This window comes from Mycobacterium asiaticum (assembly GCF_001668675.1).
In the GTDB taxonomy this organism is placed as follows: Bacteria; Actinomycetota; Actinomycetes; order Mycobacteriales; family Mycobacteriaceae; genus Mycobacterium; species Mycobacterium asiaticum_D.
On the sequence record NZ_LZKQ01000100.1, the window covers coordinates 64,651 to 84,418 of the forward strand.

The 19,768-nt window shown below is 66.5% G+C and carries 20 protein-coding genes; 10 read left to right on the plus strand and 10 right to left on the minus strand.

Translation table 11 applies throughout. From position 1 onward, the window contains the following. The 4 genes from A9X01_RS09115 to A9X01_RS09130 form a co-directional block, all read right to left on the minus strand. Positions 1–741 carry an SDR family oxidoreductase gene (locus tag A9X01_RS09115; RefSeq protein ID WP_065120418.1) on the minus strand — a complete coding sequence of 247 codons (741 nt, stop codon included), beginning with the start codon at positions 739–741 and terminating at the stop codon, positions 1–3. Positions 742–754: 13 nt separating this feature from the next. Continuing rightward, the gene (locus A9X01_RS09120) at positions 755–1,891 is read right to left on the minus strand and encodes a glycoside hydrolase 5 family protein (protein ID WP_065120419.1); all 1,137 of its coding nucleotides are present in this window, start codon (positions 1,889–1,891) and stop codon (positions 755–757) included. An 89-nt stretch (positions 1,892–1,980) separates the two neighbouring features. Further along, positions 1,981–2,340, minus strand: a complete 360-nt coding sequence (locus tag A9X01_RS09125; RefSeq protein ID WP_065120420.1) for a hypothetical protein — start codon at positions 2,338–2,340, stop codon at positions 1,981–1,983. 45 nt (positions 2,341–2,385) lie between these two features. After that, entirely contained in the window at positions 2,386–2,760 is a 375-nt protein-coding gene (locus A9X01_RS09130; RefSeq protein ID WP_065120421.1) for a YbjQ family protein, read from the minus strand. 103 nt (positions 2,761–2,863) lie between these two features. On the opposite strand from A9X01_RS09130, the gene A9X01_RS09135 reads away from it, so the two are divergent. From A9X01_RS09135 to A9X01_RS09150, 4 genes are read left to right on the plus strand one after another with little or no spacing between them, the layout of a single operon-like run. Then, positions 2,864–4,132, plus strand: coding sequence for a sulfotransferase family protein (locus A9X01_RS09135; RefSeq protein ID WP_065120422.1), 1,269 nt, complete (start codon positions 2,864–2,866; stop codon positions 4,130–4,132). A 13-nt stretch (positions 4,133–4,145) separates the two neighbouring features. Then, positions 4,146–5,384, plus strand: coding sequence for an MBL fold metallo-hydrolase (locus A9X01_RS09140; RefSeq protein WP_065120423.1), 1,239 nt, complete (start codon positions 4,146–4,148; stop codon positions 5,382–5,384). Continuing rightward, entirely contained in the window at positions 5,351–5,848 is a 498-nt protein-coding gene (locus tag A9X01_RS09145) for a VOC family protein (RefSeq protein WP_065120424.1), read from the plus strand. The genes A9X01_RS09140 and A9X01_RS09145 overlap by 34 nt, the downstream gene beginning before the upstream one ends. A 6-nt stretch (positions 5,849–5,854) precedes the next feature. Beyond that, positions 5,855–6,820, plus strand: a complete 966-nt coding sequence (locus tag A9X01_RS09150; protein WP_065120425.1) for an LLM class flavin-dependent oxidoreductase — start codon at positions 5,855–5,857, stop codon at positions 6,818–6,820. Here the strand turns inward: A9X01_RS09150 and A9X01_RS09155 are convergent. Beyond that, positions 6,817–7,209 carry a hypothetical protein gene (locus A9X01_RS09155; RefSeq protein ID WP_065034041.1) on the minus strand — a complete coding sequence of 131 codons (393 nt, stop codon included), beginning with the start codon at positions 7,207–7,209 and terminating at the stop codon, positions 6,817–6,819. The genes A9X01_RS09150 and A9X01_RS09155 overlap by 4 nt on opposite strands. A 142-nt stretch (positions 7,210–7,351) precedes the next feature. On the opposite strand from A9X01_RS09155, the gene A9X01_RS09160 reads away from it, so the two are divergent. After that, complete coding sequence (locus A9X01_RS09160; RefSeq protein ID WP_065120465.1) at positions 7,352–7,738, plus strand: DUF2237 family protein; 387 nt, start codon at positions 7,352–7,354, stop codon at positions 7,736–7,738. Here A9X01_RS09160 and A9X01_RS09165 read toward each other — a convergent pair whose 3' ends face one another. Together A9X01_RS09165 and A9X01_RS09170 are read right to left on the minus strand one after the other, a co-directional pair. Beyond that, positions 7,739–9,061, minus strand: coding sequence for a M1 family metallopeptidase (locus A9X01_RS09165; protein WP_065120426.1), 1,323 nt, complete (start codon positions 9,059–9,061; stop codon positions 7,739–7,741). Beyond that, the gene (locus A9X01_RS09170) at positions 9,058–12,969 is read right to left on the minus strand and encodes a Pls/PosA family non-ribosomal peptide synthetase (RefSeq protein ID WP_065120427.1); all 3,912 of its coding nucleotides are present in this window, start codon (positions 12,967–12,969) and stop codon (positions 9,058–9,060) included. The genes A9X01_RS09165 and A9X01_RS09170 overlap by 4 nt, the downstream gene beginning before the upstream one ends. Before the next feature lie 83 nt (positions 12,970–13,052). On the opposite strand from A9X01_RS09170, the gene A9X01_RS09175 reads away from it, so the two are divergent. Together A9X01_RS09175 and A9X01_RS09180 are read left to right on the plus strand one after the other, a co-directional pair. Beyond that, complete coding sequence (locus tag A9X01_RS09175) at positions 13,053–13,745, plus strand: type 1 glutamine amidotransferase domain-containing protein (RefSeq protein ID WP_065120428.1); 693 nt, start codon at positions 13,053–13,055, stop codon at positions 13,743–13,745. 30 nt (positions 13,746–13,775) lie between these two features. Further along, complete coding sequence (locus tag A9X01_RS09180) at positions 13,776–14,762, plus strand: D-2-hydroxyacid dehydrogenase family protein (RefSeq protein ID WP_065120429.1); 987 nt, start codon at positions 13,776–13,778, stop codon at positions 14,760–14,762. Here the strand turns inward: A9X01_RS09180 and A9X01_RS09185 are convergent. From A9X01_RS09185 to A9X01_RS09195, 3 genes are all read right to left on the minus strand, one after another. After that, positions 14,759–15,346 carry a TetR/AcrR family transcriptional regulator gene (locus tag A9X01_RS09185; protein WP_065120430.1) on the minus strand — a complete coding sequence of 196 codons (588 nt, stop codon included), beginning with the start codon at positions 15,344–15,346 and terminating at the stop codon, positions 14,759–14,761. The genes A9X01_RS09180 and A9X01_RS09185 overlap by 4 nt on opposite strands. Then, entirely contained in the window at positions 15,343–16,116 is a 774-nt protein-coding gene (locus tag A9X01_RS09190; RefSeq protein ID WP_065120431.1) for an SDR family NAD(P)-dependent oxidoreductase, read from the minus strand. The genes A9X01_RS09185 and A9X01_RS09190 overlap by 4 nt, the downstream gene beginning before the upstream one ends. A gap of 76 nt (positions 16,117–16,192) precedes the next feature. Next, positions 16,193–17,251: an NAD(P)H-dependent amine dehydrogenase family protein gene (locus A9X01_RS09195; RefSeq protein WP_172832478.1), complete on the minus strand. Its 1,059-nt coding sequence runs from the start codon at positions 17,249–17,251 to the stop codon at positions 16,193–16,195. 164 nt (positions 17,252–17,415) lie between these two features. On the opposite strand from A9X01_RS09195, the gene A9X01_RS09200 reads away from it, so the two are divergent. Genes A9X01_RS09200 through A9X01_RS09210 form a run of 3 tightly spaced genes read left to right on the plus strand, consistent with a single transcriptional unit; the run spans position 17,416 to position 19,744 of the window. Then, positions 17,416–17,838, plus strand: a complete 423-nt coding sequence (locus tag A9X01_RS09200; RefSeq protein WP_081282283.1) for a hypothetical protein — start codon at positions 17,416–17,418, stop codon at positions 17,836–17,838. A 52-nt stretch (positions 17,839–17,890) separates the two neighbouring features. Beyond that, a complete protein-coding gene (locus A9X01_RS09205; protein WP_065120433.1) occupies positions 17,891–19,255 on the plus strand; it encodes a WS/DGAT/MGAT family O-acyltransferase in 1,365 nt (454 codons plus the stop codon). A gap of 3 nt (positions 19,256–19,258) precedes the next feature. Beyond that, positions 19,259–19,744, plus strand: a complete 486-nt coding sequence (locus A9X01_RS09210; RefSeq protein WP_065120434.1) for an NUDIX hydrolase — start codon at positions 19,259–19,261, stop codon at positions 19,742–19,744. The last annotated feature ends 24 nt before the right edge of the window (positions 19,745–19,768 follow it).

Genomic DNA, 19,768 nt, shown 5'->3' on the forward strand with positions numbered 1-19,768 from the left:
CTAGATCGGTGTCGGGACCCCGCAGGTGAGGCCGCCGTCGACGACGAACTCGGCTCCGGTGGCGTAGGACGACGCGTCGCTGACCAGAAACACCACGAAGTTAGATACCTCGGTGGCCGCGGCGCCGCGCCGCATCGGGATGGGCTTCATGAATTCCTCGGTGACGCCGGCACTCATCGGGGTGTGCACCAAACCGGGATGGATCGAGTTGACCCGGATGTTGTGCGCGGCCAGCTCCAGCGCCGCCGACTTGGTGATGCCGCGCAGGCCGAACTTCGCCGCGACGTACGCGTGCAAATGCGCACTGCCCGCAAGCCCCTCCACCGAGGAGATGTTCACGATCGATCCGCCGCCGCCCTCGATCATCGGTCCCGCGGCCGCGCACATGCCGCGGTAGGCGCCGGTGAGATTGACGTCCAGGACGCTCTGCCAGTCGAGCAACGACGGCCGCACGATCGAATCCAGCCGCACGATGCCCGCGTTGTTGACCAACCCATCCAACCGGCCGAACTCATCAAGGCAGACCCCGACGGCCGCCTCCCAACGTCCCGAGTCGGTAACGTCGAGGTTCACGAAACGGCAAGCGGCACCGAGCCTTTCAGCGACCGCGCGGCCGGGATTGTCGAGCACGTCGCCGATGACGACGTGCGCGCCTTCGGACACCAGCAGCTCGGCGTGCGCTGCGCCCATGCCCTGCGCACCGCCGCTGATCAGCACGACCTTGCCGTCGACCCGTCCCATGGCGGCTCCCGTACTAATCCCGGTCCTGTCCGCTGGCGAGCTTGCGGATCAATTGGACTTCGCTGTCGCGAAAGGGGCGGCCGTCGGGCTGCAACAGGTCGGCGAACCACACTTTGGGTGGCGCGGTGGCCGGACGGTCCCATGAAGTCCACGGGAAGTACGTCTGGGTCTTGCCCGCTACGAGCCCCCAGTTGATGGCACCGACGTTGTGTCGCCGGGCAATCGGCAGAATCCCCTCAACGGTGCTGCCCAGGGATCGGGCCAGGTATTCGGTGCAGATGATCGGCCGACCCAGCGGCGCGAGCTCGCCGATTCGGCTCTCGAATTCACCGGGCGGGGCATAGCTGTGAAAGGTGATCACGTCGGAGTTGTCGAGCTGGAAACCGGCGATGGCGCTCCGGCTCCCGGGATCTCCCCAATTTCCCTGCCACACACCGCTGGTCAACGGTTGGACGGGATCGACCGCGCGGGCCCAGCGGAAGACCTGGGGGAGGAGCCCGGCGACGCGGTCCAGTTTGTCCTTCCGCTCCACTTTGCGGTACTCCCGGGCCGGGTTGTCGGGTTCGTTCCACAGGTCCCACCCCAAAACCCGGTCGTCATTGCGGAATTGGGTCAACACTCCGGTGACGTAGTCGGCCAGGATGGGGGCGTAGCGGCGGTCGTCGAGATGCTCGGCCCCCGGACTTTGCACCCACCCCGAGTTGTGTACTCCCGGTCGAGGGGCGCGCTGACGGCCCAGCCGCGGAAACGGATCCCAGCAGGAATCGAACAACACGAACAACGGCTTGATGCCGTGCCGGGCCGCGATCCCAACGAACTGCGCCAGCCGGGACTGGAAGCCGGCCCGGTCCTGCGCCCACAGTTGGTCGTGCAGGAAGACGCGCACGGTGTTGAAACCGTGGAAACGCGCCACCGCCAATTCGTTGTCGATGCGCCGCGCGTCGTAGGTGCCCGCCTGAAACATCTCGAGCTGGTTGATGGCGGTCGACGTGATGTAGTTGACGCCGACCAGCCAGCCTTGGGCCTGATACCAGTTGTGCGCGCGCTCGGCCGGCCAGCGTCCTGCCTCCGCGGAGGCCTGGGGCGTCCGGGCCAAAGCCGTGCCGACAGCCAACGCCAGGGGCAGCTTCAGGGCGGTTCGACGGTGCACGACGTGACGGTAGGTTTCTCCGCCCAGGCATCCCGGGCGGCGTACCGATCAGCGACCCGTTGATTTAGGAATTGTTATCCCGCCGTCACCTAACCACTCACCAACAGCGGAAGCGAGATCATGCCCGCCCCTCCGGTCACCATCAGAACCCAGCGGCCGTCGACCGGCAGGGTCACTTCGATGGGGAATATCGCAAACCCCAGCTCGGCGGTGATGGCGGCTTCGGGTAGCTCGAATTCGATGGTCAGCGGGTCATCGTCGGTCGGCGGCCGGATCTCGACTTCGATGCGGCGATCCGGGCTGCCGGTCTCCGACTGCGTCAACACCACCAGCAGAAACTGCGCCAGCCGATCCGCCTCGACAGCGAAGCGGAGGAGCACGCCGCCCGAGACGTTCAGCTTGTTGTCCACTGCAGCCGCAGCTTCGGCAAGGAACGCCCCGACTATCACCGGCTGAACCTACCGCCACCGTCCGGCGCCCGGCTAGGGCGCAGATCACGAAGCCGCCGTGTATCCCAGTTGAGCGGCGGTGTAGCGCGCGCCCTCGCTGACCGGCACGGCTTCCACCGCGGTGCCGTAGGCGCAGATTTCTGTCCACGTATCGTCGAGTACGGACGTGTCGAACCGCATCCCGATGATGGCGTTGCCGCCCTTGTCCTGCGCATCGCGGATCAGCCGGTCTATCGCCTCCTGGCGATAATCAGCGAGGTTTTCGGTCATGCCTTTCGGAAGTTCACCCCGGAAGAGAGACACCAGCCCAGCGCCGAAATGTCCGAGGAAATCTCGTGATCGGGCGGTGAGCCCGAAGACTTCGCCGCACACGCGCTCGATCCGCCAACCGGGTAGCTCGTTGGTAGTGACGATCAGCATCGCCGGGCCTTTCTGCCGATCTCGAAATGGGTGGTCCCCGCGCAGGCTACCGCTGCGCTATCGTTCGACAAGTCACGGCGACGGCGCCCTGGGGAGGTCACAGGTGAATGCTGCGGGCCCTGCCGCCGACGACATCGACTTCGATGACCTGGCATCGCCCCAGCTGACTGAAGTCCAGCGTCAGATTCTTGAATTCACTGAAGCCAGGCAGGTCGAGTTCGATATCGACAAGATACTCAGCGAAGCCCGCGAGCAGGCCGGCGTCAGCGATCTCGACGACACCGACGGATTCACCGACCGCCTGAGCGCCCACGTTGCGGCGATCGAACACGACGATGGCCTACGCCAGCTCAACCGATCAACCCTGCGGCAACGAGTGGTACGACTGCTGCGAAACCGGCTGTCGTTGACCGAACTGCTCAAACGCTTTCCCGAAATCGGGTCGATCCCGATCGAAAAGCCCTTCATTGTGGTCGGGATGCCGCGATCCGGCACTACGCATCTGGTGAACCTCATCGCCACCGACCCCCGCCGGCGCGCCCTGCCGTACTGGGAGAGCCAGGATCCCATACCGGCGCCCGGCCGTGGGCCGGACACGTGCGGTGTGGATCCGCGCTACACACGGGTCAAGCAGGAACACGACGCGCTCATGATCAGCGCGCCGATCGTGGCCGCCATGCACGACCGCTTCCCGGAGGCCATCGAGGAGGAGGTCGAGATCCTCGACCTTGACCTCGCCTCTTATGTGCTGGAATGGCATGCGCGCGTGCCGGATTGGCGCGACTACTACCTGAGCCTGGATCAGCATCGGCATTACGCGTATCTGAAAAAGGTGCTACAAGCGCTGACGTTCCTGCGCGGTCCACGGACGTGGATCCTCAAAAGTCCGCAGCACTGCGAGCAACTCGGGCCGCTGATGGCGACGTTTCCCGACGCGACGGTGGCCTTCACCCACCGCGATCCGGTCGCGGTGATCCAATCCGCGATCACCATGATGGCCTACTCAGACCGGCTGCGCCGCACATCGATCGAGCCGGACTGGTTGCTGGACTACTGGAGCGACCGCGTGCACCGACTGCTGAGCGCGTGCGTGCGTGACCGTGGCCTGGTGCCGGCCGAACGCAGCATCGACATCGGTTTTCACCAGCTCAACGGCAACGAAATGCCTTTGCTCGAACAGCTTTACCGGCGCGGCGACGTGGAATTGCCGGCACCGGTGCGGGAACGGTTCAAGCGGTATCTCGACGGCAATCCCCGCGGCAAGCACGGCCGCATTCGTTATGACCTGCGCCGCCATTTCGGCATATCGCCCGACGACTTACGGGCACGGTTCGGCTTCTACTTCGACGCGTTCGACGTCCGCGCCGAGTGAAGGAAAGGCAGTGATGTTCGAACCGATCTATCGACGCCGCCCGGGCGCCGATGCCATGCGGGCCGCCTCCGCCGAGCGTGCCGAGCAGATCGCGCCCGGAATATGGTCCTCGCCAGGACTGTCCAACTCCTACCTGCTCACCACCGGGGACGGGCGGGTGATCGTCAACACCGGCATGGGATTCGAGGGACCGGTGCACCGGGCCAACTTCGACGCAGTCGACTCCGCGCCGGTGCGCTACATCATCTTCACCCAGGGCCACGTCGACCATGTCGGGGGCTTGGACAGCGTACGTGACCCGGAGACGACCGTTGTCGCACAGGCGAACTGGACACGCTGGCGCGACGACAACGAACGCCTGATCCCTTATCGGGCCCACCGCAATGCGTTCGCGTTCCAGAACACCCTCGCCGAGGGCATCCGGGCGATCCAGCGTCGTCTCGGCACCAAAAGGCTGGCGCCCCAAAGCGTCCCCGCCGTTGACCTGGACTTCGAGGACACCCTCACGCTGGAGGTCGGCGGACGACGGCTGGAACTGATCTCCGTGCCGGGCGGGGAGACCAACGATTCGCTGGTGGTGTGGTTACCCGACGAGCGAATCTGTTTGTGTGGGAATACCTTCGGTCCCGTTTTCGGACACATCCCCAATCTGGTCACCATCCGCGGCGACCGATACCGTGACGCGCTGAGCGCCGTCGAGTCGGTCGAACGAGTTCGCCGGCTGCGACCGGAGTTGTTGGTGACGGGTCACTTCGATCCCGTTGCCGGCGCCGATCGCATCGACAGCGAGCTGACGCGACTGCGCGATGCGATTCAGTACGTCCATGACGCAACGGTCGCCGGGATGAACGCCGGCAAGGACGTCCGAACGTTGATGCGCGAGATCACGCTGCCCCCGGAATACGAAGTGGGCGAGGGCTATGGAAAGGTCGCATGGGACGTGCGGGCCATCTGGGAGAACTACTCCGGCTGGTTCCACCACCGCTCGACCACCGAACTCTATCCAGTCGGTCTCGACGCCGTCGCCGCCGACGTGGTCGAGCTCGCCGGCGCCGATGCCCTGGCGGATCGTGCGCGGGCACACCTGAGTGCGGGTCGGTCGCTGCACGCGATCCACCTGGCCGAGCTGCTGCCCGAAGGCACTCCCGCGGCCCGCGAAATACTCCGAGACGCCCACCAACAGTTGCTAGCGGGCAGCAGCAACTTCTGGGAAACCGCATGGCTCAAGCAACAGATTGCGAGGAACTCGTGACCGCGGCGCTGAAACCCGAAGACCTCTACCACACCGGTGTGGTGGTGCCCGACATCGAAGCCGCGATGGCCCGCCTCACCGCTCTGGCCGGCTATCAGTGGATCAGCCCGATGAGTTACACGCTGCCGTTCCGGACGACCGCCGGCACGCGCGAGTTGACCTCCACGATCGTGTACTCCGTACAGGCCCCGTATCTCGAACTCCTGCAGGAGGTTCCGGGCACCCCCTGGACCGCGGCGCCCGGCAACGCAGTGCACCACGTCGGCTATTTCACCGACGACCTAGCCGAGGCGGCTCGATCGTTGCAGGGCAACGGCTTCGTGTTCGAGATGACCGCAGACGTGCCGGGCACCGAGCTGGGGCTGTTCGCCTACTACGTCGACCCATTCGGCACGCGCATCGAGATCGTAGATCGCGCTCTGTTTCCCGACTTTCCCGCCTTTGTGCGATCACAGGCCCGGTAGCCGGACATGCTGCTGACCGTGCTGCGCTTCAACTTCGGCTCGCCCCACGGGGATCCGCGCAAGCAGGGCGAGTTGATCCGAGCCGCACTGGAACTGGCGCAGTGGGGTGAGTCGCGCGGTATCACCACGATCAGCGTCGACGAGCACCACGTCACCGGGCACGGCTGGAGCTGCAATCCGATCATGGCCGCGTCGATGTTTTTGGCCCGAACGTCACGGTTGATCGCCAGTGTGGATTGTGCGCTCGGACCGATGTGGAATCCGGTCCGGCTGGCCGAGGACATCGCGCTGGTCGACAACATGAGCCGGGGCAGGTTGCACACCACGGTGGGACTGGGCTATCGGACCGCCGAATACGATTCCCTCGGTGTCGATTTCAGTCGGCGAGGCAAGCTGATGGACCACTTGATCGAGCGGATGCTCTCGATCTGGTCAGGCGCGGCGGTGGGTGTCTGCACCGGGACATGGACGAAGCCACACCCGCCGCTGTACGTCGGAGGCGGCTCACGTGCCACCGCCCGGCGCGCGGCGCGGTTCCGCTTGCCGCTCAGCCTGGCCGACCACCTGCCCGACGTCGCCGAGCACTACCGGCAGTTGTGCGCCGAGGCCGGGGTGGCACCGTTCGTGATCATGCCGGGACCGGTGAACCGCGGGATGATCTTCCTGCACGAGGACCCGGACCGGGCGTGGGCCGAGCTCGGCGACTACATCCTGTGGGAGGCGGTCACATACGGCGGATGGTCAGCCGAGGAGCGGTCCCTGATGCACCTGCCCGGCGTTCAGACGCTCGACGAGGTGAGGGCTTCGGGTAGGTACCGGTTCCTGACACCCGACGAGCTCATCGCCGAAGTGCGGGACGCCGAGTCTTACGGCCCGATCGTGCTGCACCCGCTGGTGGGTGGCATGCCGGCCGACGAAGCATGGAAGTCGGTGCAGCTGCTCACCGACTCCGTGTTGCCGGCGCTGGCCTAAAGGCCGAGTGACGATTCCTGGGGCACGTAGTCGGTTACCAGCACCGGCAGCGAGATGGCGCCGGTGCCACCGCTGACCACCAGGACCCATCGACCGTTGGAAGGTAACCGGAGCTGCAACTCAAAGAAGGCGAAACCCGGGAACTCCGCTACCGAGGCTTCCGGAACCTCGAACTCCAGCCGGATCGGGTCCTCGTCGGTCGGCGGCCGCATCTCGATCTTGAGCATTCGGTCGGTGCTGCCGGGCTCGGCCTGAGTCAGGACGACCAGTACAAACCGGGCCGACCGTTCGGGTCCGAGGGCGAACCGGGAAAGCACCCCGCCAGACACATTGAGTTTGTTGTCGACGACGGCGGCGGCGTCGGCCAGAAAAGCTCCGGTGAGTATCACGCCGCTGAACCTACCATCGAGCAGCAAACCCGCCGCTGCCGAAAGCATGGTCGGCGCCGGCCTGCAGTGGGGTTCGAGGATGGCCGCCGTTTAGGGGCGACAATTCGCTGGAAAGCGCGATACTAAGCGCATGTCCGATCGCCTGCCTGATCGCAACGTGCTCGGTGGTTCGCTGGAACCGTGCGGGAATGAGCCGGTCACCGGCTTCTACCGGGATGGCTGCTGTTCCACCGGCGACCAGGACCGCGGCTTGCACACCATCTGTGCGGTCGTCACCACCGAGTTCCTCGAGCACCAGCGTTCCATCGGCAACGACCTGTCCACGCCGGTGCCCGAGTACCGATTCCCCGGATTGCTGCCGGGTGACCGCTGGTGTGTCACCGCGGTGAACTGGTTGCGCGCTCATCAAGACGGGTGCGCCGCTCCGGTGGTCCTGGCGTCCACCCACGAGCGCACGCTCGAGGTGGTACCGCTCGAGGTCTTGCAGCAGCACGCCGTTGACGTCCCCGACGATCTCGCAAACCTGTAATCAGGGGACCTCCGCCGAGTACAGCCAGGCCTCCCACAACCCTCGCAGCGACCCGTCGGCGTAGTTGGCGGCCAGACCGGTGAAGTCGTCGGTGACGGCGGTCGCGTGCCGGTACCGGTTGGTCCAATCCCGCAGCAGCACAAAGAACTTCTCGTCACCCAGCTCGCGGCGCAGGGCATGCAGGGTCAGCGCGCCCCGTTTGTACACCCGGTCGTCGAACATGCGGCGCGGTCCCGGATCGGTCAGCAGCAGGTCCTGTGGCTGCTGCGCGAGCTCGTAGTGGTACCGGTGCGCCAGCTCGTCGGCATCCGGACCGCCGCTGTGCTCCGACCAAAGCCATTCCGCGTAGCAGGCGAAGCCCTCGTGCAACCAGATGTCGCGCCACTGGCGCGCCGTCACCGAGTTGCCGAACCACTGGTGCGCCAACTCGTGGGCGATGAGCCGTTCACTGTCCCCGGTGCCATCGCAGTGGTTCGCCCCGAATATCGAGATGCCCTGTGCCTCAAGGGGAATATCCAGGTCGTCGTCGGTGACCACGACGGTGTACCCGTCCGCCAGGGGATACGGTCCGAACAGATCGATGAACAGTTTCACCATCTCGGGTTGCCGGGCGAAGTCGTGGTCGAACTCGGCTCTGAGACGTTCTGGCAGCGCGGCGCGCATCGTGATCGGCGTCCGGGCCAACCGGGCGGTCTCGTAGACGCCGATCTGCAGAGTGATGAGGTAGGTGGATGTCGGCTCCGGCTGCTCGTAGATCCAGACGGTCTGCGAAGCCCGGGCCCGGCGCGACATCAGCTTGCCGTTCGCGACCACCCGGTAGCCACTCTCGGTGCTGATCCGGATCCGGAAGGCGGCCTTGGCGCTGGGGCGGTCGTCGCAGGGAAACCAGGACGCCGCTCCGTTGGGCTGGCCGGCGACCAGGGCGCCATCGGACAGTTCCTCGAAACCCACGTCCCCCCAGAGCGTCCGGAGCGGTTTGGGGGTACCGCCATAGCGCACCACGATCGACATGGCGGCGCCGGTGGCCAATTTGGCGGGCAGTGTGATGCGCAGTTTGCCGGCCCGGCAACTGAAGCGGGGAGCGCGCTTGCCGTTCACCGAGACCTTCGACACCGACAACGCGCTGGACAGATCGAGGGTGAAATCCGTCAGCTCGGTGACGGTGATCGCGGTGATGGTCGCCGTCCCTGACAGCCGGTTGCTCGCCACCCGGTATTCCAGGTCCAGCTCATAACGCGACACCGTGTAACCGAAGTTGCCGTTCTGCGGGAGGTAGGGATCGACCACCTCGTTCGAAGTGGTTTTGTCGTTGGCCGATTTCACGCGGCGGTTTCCTCGGCGCTGGCCGCTCTCTTGCGGCCGGACTTCTTGCGGGCCTGCTGCCAGGGCCGCACCGGATTACCTTGCCAGCGGGTCGATCCGGGTACCTCGTCGCCTCGGACGACCAGCGATGCGGGTCCAACGGACGCCCCGGCGCCCAGCCTGGCTGCCGGCAGCGCGACGCAGTGCGGGCCGAGGGTGGCGCCGGGCTCCAACACGACGCTGTCCAGCCGCATGATCCGATCATGGAACAGGTGCGTCTGCACCACGCAGCCGCGGTTCACCGTGCTGCCGGCGCCGAGGGTGACCAGATCGGCCTCCGGCAGCCAGTAGGTTTCACACCACGAGCCCCGGCCGATCGCCGCGCCCAACCCCCGTAGCCACAGGTTCAGCACCGGTGTGCCGCTGGCCGCCCGCGCAAACCAAGGCGCGGCAACGGTTTCGACGAAGGTGTCGGCAAGTTCGTTGCGCCACACGAACGACGACCACAGCGGGTGCTCGCCGGCCCTGATCCGCCCGACCAACAACCATTTGGCGGCCACGGTCACCACACCGGCGGTCATGCCGGCCGAGAGCAGCACCAGCCCGCCGGCCAGCGCCGCCCACCAGATCCCGAATCGCGTTGTCAGCGCCTGCAATACGCCCAGCACCGCCACCCCGATCACGGCGCTCACCAGCACCGGCAACACCCGACAGATCTCCACCGCGGCCCGCATCACCTTCAAGCGGGTCGGCGGATGGTAGGTGGTCTCTTCGTCTGCCTCGGTAGGGCGGCGGCGCAACCGCATCGGCGGGCTGCCCAGCCACGACGAGCCGCGTTTGGCCTTGGGCGGGGTCGCCGAGAGCACGGCAACCAGGCCGTCGTCGGGCACCCGGCGTCCCGGTTGGGTGATGCCCGAGTTACCCAGGAACGCGCGGCGCCCGACGGTTGTCTCGGCGGCGTAGATCCAGCCGCCGCCGAGTTCATAGGAGGCGACCATGGTGTCATCGGCCAGAAATGCGCCGTCCTTGATCACCGCGAATTTGGGGGTCAGCAGCACCGTCGAGATCTCGGTGCCGCGGCCCACGCGGGTGCCCAGCACGCGCAGCCAGACGGGCGTGAAAAGGCTGGCGTACAACGGGAACAGGTAGTTGCGGGCGGCATCCATCAGCCGCTCGGTGGTCCACAGCTGCCACCCCGTGCGGCTGCGCACCGGGTGATAGCCCTCGCGTAACCCGAGGGACAACGCGCGCACCGCGACCACCGTCAGCACCGCGTACGCGGCCAGCGCGGTCACCGCCGCGGCGGGCGTCCATAGCAACGCCGGCGCCACCGCCTGTGCCGGGCTGCGGGTGTGGCGCACCGCCAGCCAGATCACGACCAGCCCGGCCGCGACGGCCAGCAGCGGCAGGGCGGCCAGCCACAGCGAGGTCAACCCGTATACCGCCACCCACTGCGATTTCGGAGCCGGTCGCTCGTCGGGCCACGGATGTTTGACCCGCCCGGATTTGGCCGCCGGCGAGCCCTTCCAGTACTGACCGTTCTTGATCTTGTCGACGACGCCGGAACCGGGTGCCACGTCGGCGTTCTTGCCGACCACCGCGCCGGGTAGCAGCGTGGTGCGGGCTCCGATCGTCGCGTCGTTGCCGATCGTGATCGCGCCAAGGTGAAACAGGTCACCGTCGATCCAGTGCCCACACAAGTCGACTTCGGGTTCGATGGCGCTGCGGTGTCCGACGGCCAACAAGCCGGTCACCGGCGGCACCGAATGCAGGTCGACGCCCTTACCGATGTGCGCGCCGAGGGCGCGTGCGTAATAGACGAGCCACGGCGCGCCGGCGAGGTTTTCGGCACCGCTCGCTGCCGCCAGCCGCTCGGCGAACCAGACGCGCAGATGCACGGACCCGCCGCGCGGGTAGCTGCCCGGCCGAACGTTCCACAGCAGGATCCGCGCGCCGAGCACCGCGATGCCCATCCGGCCCAGTGGTGTGACGAACATGACGAATGCCGCCGCGACGATCCACCAGTTCACCGCGACCGTCCACGGCACCGCATGCACAGCACGGGCAATGTTGTTCCCCAAAGCCAGCCAGGTAACCCACTGCAGCGCCGACAACGTGGCCAGCGGCAGGATCAACAGGCTTTGGATCAACTGCGTGCGCAGCGACGTCGGCCGCACCACGCGCTCGGGCACCTGCGGCGGCGGCTCCAATTCGTCGAGGAAGCCGGCGAGCGAGCCCAGTCGTGGGTGGTCGTACAGGTCGGCGACGGTGAGCTGTGGGTAGTGCTGGCGCAGGGTGGCGACCAGTTGCGCCGCCGCCAGTGAGCCACCGCCCAGGGCGAAGAAGTCGGCTTCCGGACCAGTCACCGTGCCGCCCAGCAGATCTCGCCACAACCCGGCCAGCCGGCCCGCGGTGCCGGCCAGCTCCGGTGTTTCTTCATCGGCGGAACTCCCGGGTGGCGGCCAGGGCAGTGCGTCCCGATCGACCTTGCCCGACGTGCGGGTGGGCAGTTCCTCGATGCGCACCAGCCGGGGCACCAGCGCGGCCGGCAGCCGCTCGGCCAATTCGTCACGCGCCTTGGTGATGTCGAACGACGGATCCGCGCTGACCACATAGCCCACCAGTACCGGCGTTCCGGTGCTGGTGCGCCGGACCGCGGCCGCACCGCCACTGACCCCGTTCAGGTTCACCAGCGCAGAGTCCACCTCGCCGAGCTCGATGCGGCGGCCGCCTACCTTGACCTGGTCGTCCGCGCGGCCGCAGAAGTACAGCCCGTCACGCTCCAGCCGCACCAGATCACCGCTGCGATACGCCCGTTTCCAACCGAGTGCCGGCATTGGGCCGTATTTCTCGCGGTCCCTTTCCTCGTCCAGGTAGCGGGCCAGTCCCACACCGCCGATGACCAGTTCGCCGGTCTCGCCGTAACTCACCGGGGCACCGTCGCCGTCGACCACAGCCAGGTCCCACCCCGCCAACGGCAGGCCGATGCTGACTGGCCCGGTGCCGTCCAGCCGGGCGGCGCAGGACACCACGGTGGCCTCGGTGGGGCCGTAGGTGTTCCATACTTCGCGGCCGCCCTCGACGCCCAGGGTGAGCCGTTCGGCGAGCTCGGGCGGGCATGCCTCGCCGCCGAAGATCAACAGCCGCACCGCTTCCAGGGCCTCGGCGGGCCACAGCGCGGCAAGCGACGGCACCGTCGAGACCACGGTGACGTCACGGGTGACCAGCCACGGCCCCAGATCCATTCCGCTGCGCACCAGCGATCGCGGCGCGGGCACCAGGCAGGCGCCGTGCCGCCAGGCCAGCCACATCTCCTCGCACGACGCGTCGAACGCCACCGACAACCCGGCCAGCACCCGATCGCCGGGTCCAATGGGATTGTCCTGCAGAAACATTCGCGCTTCAGCATCGACGAACGCCGCGGCGCTGCGGTGGGTGACCGCGACCCCCTTGGGTGTGCCGGTGGACCCGGAGGTGAAGATGATCCACGCGTCGTCGCGGGCCAGCGGCGCCCCTGCGCGCCAGCCACGTGACGCACCCTGGGTGCGCTCGATGCCGTCGGCGCTGATCACCGCGACGACGTTGGCCTCGCCGAACACCAATTCGGCACGCTCGTCCGGGTCGTCGGCGTCGACGGGCACATAGGCCGCGCCGGCGGCGAGGACCGCCAGGATCGCCACGTACAGCGAGTAGCTGCCCGAGGGCATCCGGATGCCGATCCGGTCGCCGCGGCCGATACCCCGGGCCGCCAGCCAGGCGACGCTGTCGTTCATGTCCTCGACGAGTTCGCTGTAGGTCAGCTGCACCTCGCCGTCGTCGATCGCGGCGGCATCCGGGTACCGCGCCGCCGTGTCTTTGATGATGTCGATCAGCGTGCGCGGACTCGGCGCGTCAGCAGACAGCAGATACTGCGCAGGGATCGCGGGCACCTTAGGAAGACTAGTGGCCCCGGCTGCGGCCCAAGTAACGGTTGTTCGGTGGCTGTGCGACGGGGCCTGACGTAGGTTCGGTTATGGCCAAAATCTTGTTTGTCGTCTCGGGTACCAGCTATTGGACACTCAAGGACGGCACCCGGCACCCGACCGGTTATTGGGCCGAAGAATTCGCCGCGCCCTATAGCGCTTTCGTCGCGGCAGGACACGAGATTGTGGTGGCGACGCCGGGTGGTGTGGTGCCGTACGTCGATGTGATGAGCCTGCGTCCCGCGATGGCCGGCAGCGAAGAGATCGCCCTCGAGCTGGAGGAGACGCTGCGCGAGGCCGAGGAGCTGCGCAGGCCAATCGAATTGGCCAACGTTCGGCTGGACGACTACGACGCCGTCTACTACCCGGGCGGCCACGGCCCGATGGAAGACCTGTCGCGGGACGCCGACTCCGGGCGCCTGCTTGTCGCGGCGCTCGCGTCGGGCAAGCCGCTGGCAATCGTCTGCCATGCGCCCGCCGCGATTTTGGCTACACGTCGCAACGGCACAACACCCTTCGCCGGCTATCGGGTGACCGCCTTCACCAACGACGAAGAGGACGGAGTGGGCCTGCGCGAAAAGGCCCGATGGACGGTGGAAGACGAGTTGATCAACGCCGGAATCGACTTCGCCCGCGGCGAAGTGTGGAAGCCCTTCACGACCGTCGACCGCAACCTCTACACCGGTCAGAATCCCGCCTCCGCCGGGCCGCTGGCGCAGGAACTGCTCAAAGCTCTGGGCTGAGCGCCATCTGGACCCGGGTAGGTTGATCGCATGCCCCGGGTCGCAATCCTCGATGATTACGCCGGTGTGGCGTTACAGCTCGCCGACTGGTCGCCCGTGCAGAACCGGTCTGAACTAACGGTTTTCGACCGGCACCTGTCCGAAGCCGAGGCCATCGAGGCGCTGCGGCCTTTCGACGTCGTCTGCACGTTGCGCGAGCGGATGGCTTTCCCTCGCACGCTGATCGAGCGGCTGCCCAACCTCAAGCTGATCACCATCGTCGGCCGAAACCTGCCCAACCTGGACATGGCCGCGGCGACGGAGTGCGGAATCCTGGTCGCCCACTCGGACTTCGCCCATCCGCGCTTCCGCTCCGCGCGGGACGCGACACCGGAACTGGCCTGGGGTCTGCTGATCGCGACCGTGCGCAATCTCGCCGAGGAGCATTTGCGGATGCGCGACGGTCAGTGGCAGACCACCACCGGAATGACGCTGGCGGGAAAGACGCTGGGACTCCTCGGTTTGGGGCGAGTCGGCAAACGCATGGCGGAGTATGCCGCGGTGTTCGGCATGGAGGTCATCGCCTGGAGCCAGCATCTCACCGATGAGGCGGCGCGAGAGGCCGGCGCCCGACGGGTGGAGAAGGCGGCACTGTTCGCCGAATCCGACGTGGTGTCCATCCATGTGGTGCTGTCCGAGCGCACCCGCGGGCTGATCGGCGAACCGGAGCTGGCCGCGATGAAGCCGACCGCGTACCTGATCAACACATCGCGGGGACCCATCGTCGACGAGGCCACCCTGCTTGATGCGTTGAGTACCGGACGAATCGCCGGAGCCGGACTGGATGTGTTTGACACCGAACCACTTCCGGCCGAGCATCCGCTCCGGAGGCTGCCGAACGTGACCCTGTCGCCGCATCTCGGCTATGTGACCCGCGAGATGCTGAGCGTCTTCTACGCGGACACCGTCGAAGCCGTCGTGGCGTGGCTGGAGGGGAGCCCGGTACGCATCGCCAATCCCGGGGCGCTGCGCGACTAGTGCCAGTGGGCGCTGCGCACCGCCTGCAGGGCCGTGGTGACGTAGTGATCCAGTGAGTGACGTTTGCCGGTTCCACGAACCCATTGCTGAAATGCGAAGTCACCCGCCGCGAAACCGAGTTGTACCAACAGCGCGGGGCGCAGGTCCATTTCAGGGTCGACGCCCATCCGATCCGCCGTCAGTTTCGTCGCCCGTTCCCGGTCGGCATGGGTGTACATGGTGACCTTGGCCAGCAGCTCGGGCGCCACCAGCAGCGCTTCCCGCCACTCCTCGCAGTCGGCCTGGTCGAACGACCGGGTCCGGCCGATGATGGCGTTGACCAACGCGACATCGGCAGTCTCGGTGGCGGGCCGCTGCTCGAGCATGCTGACGATGGCGGCGCCACCATGGCGCACCGGACTCAGCAGCAAGTCCTCCTTCGCCGGCACATGCCGGAAGAACGTGCGCGGGGAAACCCCTGCGGCGGCAGCGATTTCCTCGGTGGTCACGGCGTCGTAGCCGCGCTGGATGAACAGCCGGAAGGCCGCGCGCCTGATGTCGGCACGGATCTGCGCGCGCTGGCGATCGCGTAATGACTCGGTCATCGGAAGCTGCCGATACCGCCGTCGACGTGAATGGTCTGTCCGGTGATGAAAGTCGCGTCGCCGCCGAGCAGGAACGCCACCAGCGCGCCGACATCGGTCCGGACGTCGCCGATCCGCTTCATCGGGACGCGTCCGACCGCCTTGGCGTAGTCGTTGGGGGCGAACTCTTTCCAGAACTTGACGCCGTCGGATTCGGCGAACGGGCAGATGACGTTGACCCGGATGTTGTGCCGGCCCCATTCCAGGGCGGCCACCTTCGACAGGCCGCGGATGCCTTCTTTGGCGGCGGCGTAACCGCCCCACTTCGGTTCACCGCCGGTGCCGGTTCCCGAGCCCAGGTTCACGATCGAGCCGCCGCCCGCCTCGGCCATCAGTGGGTATACGGCCTGCATCAGCAGAAAGGTGGCGCGCGGACCGACCTCGTAGCCCAGCGCCAGGTCGTCTGTGGTGATGTCGACGAAGGCCTTCGGCTCATTGGTGGCGATGGCGTTGTTGACCAGACCGTGCACCGTGCCGAACGCCGTGACCGCGTGCGCCACGATGCGCGGGGCGCTGTCCGGATCGCGCAGGTCCGCCTCGATCTGCTCGACGCGCCCGGCCGCACCGAGTTCGGCAGCGGTGGCATTGAGCTTTTCGCCCTGGATGTCGACCAGGAGCACAGCGGCGCCCCGCTCCAGCAGTGCGGCCGCCACTCCCTTGCCGACACCCTGGGCCGCGCCGGTGACGATCGCGACATGGCCGTCCAGGGATTGGGGGTGTGAATAGCTCATCGGGCCGGTCCCAGGTGCAGCGGTACCCCCCGATGCATCTCATATGTGCGGCGCGCATCATCGCCCAGGACATTCCTCATGCGCGGCCGGCGATCAGTGGAAGGTCGAGGTAGGTCTTGATTCCCGGTTCCGCGGGGCAGACGTAGGGGATGGCGTTGACGCAGTGGTTGGCGGTGGCCACGACACCCGGGTTACGTTGCAGCCCTTCGGCAATCGTCTGTGGTTGGAGCCCCTTGAAGGTGATGCTCACATCCGGATCGCCGGTGATCTCGACTTCGAAGCGCTCGCCCTGATCACCGAAGTTCCACGCCGGCTCCAGGTTCTCCTCGCCCATCAGCCAATTCACCGCTGCGGTGATGACCGGCTTGCCGTCGGATATCGCCTGCCACCGGAACCGGCGGGCGGCCACTGTTCCCTTGGTGATCGGAACGGCCTCGTAGTCGATGTCACCGGTCGCGACGGCGATGTCCTGAATCGTCCTGATGTTGGGATCGATGCGGAAACCCATGGTGTCGGCGATCATTCGCACCGACTGCTTGAAACCGGCTTCGAGCAGCTCGGCCATCGGTCCCTGCGTCGCCTCCTCGGGTGTGCCGCCAAAGCCCATGATGTGGCGCACCACGTCGGGGGCGTTGTAGGTGCGGATATCGGAGAACTCCTCGGCGCGGACATGGGTGACGGCCGAGGACAGCGACGACAACATCAGCGGGAATCGCTCGGTGATGCCACCCGGATGTATGCCCGACCCGTGCAACGTCACGCCCCCGGCTACGGCAGCGTCCGCGATCGCCTGCACGCGGGGATTGCTCAGGTCCGGATACACCCAGCCGACCGGGGTGACCACATTCTTGCCCGAGCGCAGAATCGCAATGACCTCGTCGTCGTTCGGAATGAGCGGGCTGTACACGACGCAGTCGGCATCGATGGCCAGGATGTCGTCGATGCTGGTGGTGGCGGTGACGCCCAACTCGGCGGTGCCGACGATGTGTCCCACGTCGGTGCCGTTCTTGTCGGCGCTGTGCACCCAGCATCCGACCAATTCAAGTTCCGGGTGGTTGCGCACGCACTCGATGGCGGCCTTACCGACGCCTCCGGTCGCCCATTGGATGACACGGAACTTGGACTGGCTCGGCACGGCGACCTCCCGGTGGACGGTGACCAGCGGCACGTTATGCCGCATTGACAGTCACTGTCAATGCCGTCCCTCAAGAATGGGGTGTCGACGCCGCAATACGGAAGCGCGACAGCATATTTGGCGGAAGCGGTGGCCACACGGAAATGCTCTGATACGTTCCGAGAATGGTGTTGCGGTCGTTTGCCACGGTGTTGGGATTGGTCGGGTTCGCCGCGGTCATGGGTATGCCGGTGGCAGCGGCCGACAATCCGGTGTGCAGCTCGACATGGTGTACCTTCTATGCCCCGTCGCACAATCTCGGCTGCGAGATCAACTATCAGCGCGGTAGCGGCATACCCGACGAAACCTATTGCCAGACCGACTCTCCGCCGCAGTCGGTGCACATGTCGACCAATGGAACCTTCAAGACCTGCACGGGTGAGTCCTGTCTCGGCAACGCCGGCCAGGGAACCCCGACCCTGCCCTACGGCCAAAGCGCCAGCATCGGCCCCTTCACTTGCCTGTCCGAAACCGGGGGGGTCACCTGCACAGTGACAAACGGGCGGGGCTTCACCATTTCCAGCTCTGGCGTCGTCGCCGTCGGTTAATCACTCGTCAAAGACCATTCACCAGCGTTGTTCGACACGCTTTAATGTGTGCATGGAATTGATGATGCCCACCGACTCGATGTTTCTGTTCACCGAATCGCGTGAGCATCCCTTGCACGTCGGCGGGTTGTCGCTGTTCCAACCGCCCGATGGTGCCGGCCCCGAATTCGTCCGGGAATTCCACGACGCCCTGATTGCCAACGACGAGTTTCAGCCGACCTTCCGCAAACACCCCGCGACAATCGGCGGCGGAATTTCGCAGCTGGCATGGACTTACGACGACGAAGTCGACATGGACTACCACGTCCGGCGGTCGGCGTTGCCCTCGCCGGGCCGCGTGCGCGACCTTCTGGAACTCACCTCGCGGCTACACACCAGCCTGCTCGACCGCCACCGCCCACTGTGGGAGTTGCACGTGGTCGAGGGACTCAAAGACGGCCGCTTTGCGATGTACACCAAGATGCACCATGCCCTGATCGATGGTGTTTCGGCCGTGAAGCTGATGCAACGCACCATGTCGACCGACCCCGACGACACCCACGTCAAGGCGATGTGGAACCTGCCCAAGCCGGCGCGGACGCCCGCCGCCAAACCCGCCCGCAACCCATTGAACTCGTTGCTCGCGGCGGCCGGATCGGTGGCGGGAGTGGCCCCGTCGACCTTGAAGCTCGCCCGCGCCGCACTGCTGGAACAGCAGTTGACGCTGCCGTTTGCCGCGCCGCACACCATGCTGAATGTGAAGGTCGGCGGCGCTCGGCGGTGCGCCGCGCAGTCCTGGTCGCTGGACCGGGTCAAGAATGTCAAGCAGGCCGCCGGAGTGACGGTTAACGACGCCGTGCTGGCGATGTGCTCCGGTGCGTTGCGGTACTACCTGCTCGAGCAGGATGCGCTACCGGACACCCCGCTGGTCGCGATGGTTCCGGTGAGCCTGCGCTCGGAGGCCGACGCCGACAGCGGCGGCAACAAGGTGGGCAGCATTCTGTGCAACCTGGCCACCAATGTCGAAGACCCCGCGAAGCGGATCGAGATCATCGGCGAGTCCATGCGCCGAAACAAAAAGGTGCTGGCGGAGCTGCCCTCGTACCAGGTGCTGGCGTTGTCGGCGCTGAACATGGCGCCGCTGACGCTGGCCGGTGTCCCGGGCTTTCTCTCCGCGGTACCGCCGCCATTCAACATCGTCATCTCCAATGTGCCCGGTGTGTCGGACCCGCTGTACTACGGCGGTGCCCGCCTCGACGGCAGTTACCCGCTGTCGAACATCCCGGACGGCCAGGCGCTGAACATCACGCTGGTCAACAATGCCGGCAACCTCGACTTCGGTCTGGTCGGGTGCCGTCGCAGTGTGCCGCACCTGCAGCGGTTGCTCGCGCATCTGGAGTCCTCGCTCAAGGACTTGGAGCAGGCCGTCGGGGTCTGACGCATGCCCAAGCTCAGCGCGGGTCTGTTGCTGTATCGGACCCGCGCCGACATTGTCGACGTGCTGATCGCGCACCCGGGTGGACCGTTCTGGGCGCGCAAGGACGGCGGCGCCTGGTCGATCCCGAAGGGTGAGTACTCGGACGGGGACGACCCGTGGGCAACCGCGCAGCGCGAGTTCGTCGAAGAGCTCGGACTGGCGGTGCCGGCCGGCCCGCGGATCGATCTGGGGTCGGTGCGACAACCCAGCGGCAAGGTGGTGACCGCCTACGCGGTTAGAAGTGATCTCGACATCACCGACGCGCACAGCAACACCTTCGAAATGGAATGGCCGCGCGGCTCGGGCAAGTTGCGCGAGTTTCCCGAGATCGACCGCGTCGAATGGTTTCCGGTGGCGGGTGCGCGCGCGAAACTCCTGAAGGGGCAGCGGGTGTTCCTCGACCGACTGATGACGCACCCGGACCTCGCCGGGCTGACCGAAGGCCCGTAAACAAACCGCAGGCACAATGGGCAC

Coding starts and splice junctions, on each gene's coding strand:
- A9X01_RS09115 (WP_065120418.1), bottom strand. CDS start 741: ATGGGACGGGTCGACGGCAAGGTCGTGCTGATCAGCGGCGGTGCGCAG.
- A9X01_RS09130 (WP_065120421.1), bottom strand. CDS start 2,760: ATGCTGATCGTCACTACCAACGAGCTACCCGGTTGGCGGATCGAGCGC.
- A9X01_RS09175 (WP_065120428.1), top strand. CDS start 13,053: ATGGCCAAAATCTTGTTTGTCGTCTCGGGTACCAGCTATTGGACACTC.
- A9X01_RS09145 (WP_065120424.1), top strand. CDS start 5,351: ATGGCTCAAGCAACAGATTGCGAGGAACTCGTGACCGCGGCGCTGAAA.
- A9X01_RS09205 (WP_065120433.1), top strand. CDS start 17,891: ATGGAATTGATGATGCCCACCGACTCGATGTTTCTGTTCACCGAATCG.
- A9X01_RS09185 (WP_065120430.1), bottom strand. CDS start 15,346: ATGACCGAGTCATTACGCGATCGCCAGCGCGCGCAGATCCGTGCCGAC.
- A9X01_RS09180 (WP_065120429.1), top strand. CDS start 13,776: ATGCCCCGGGTCGCAATCCTCGATGATTACGCCGGTGTGGCGTTACAG.
- A9X01_RS09150 (WP_065120425.1), top strand. CDS start 5,855: ATGCTGCTGACCGTGCTGCGCTTCAACTTCGGCTCGCCCCACGGGGAT.
- A9X01_RS09140 (WP_065120423.1), top strand. CDS start 4,146: ATGTTCGAACCGATCTATCGACGCCGCCCGGGCGCCGATGCCATGCGG.
- A9X01_RS09190 (WP_065120431.1), bottom strand. CDS start 16,116: ATGAGCTATTCACACCCCCAATCCCTGGACGGCCATGTCGCGATCGTC.
- A9X01_RS09210 (WP_065120434.1), top strand. CDS start 19,259: ATGCCCAAGCTCAGCGCGGGTCTGTTGCTGTATCGGACCCGCGCCGAC.
- A9X01_RS09200 (WP_081282283.1), top strand. CDS start 17,416: ATGGTGTTGCGGTCGTTTGCCACGGTGTTGGGATTGGTCGGGTTCGCC.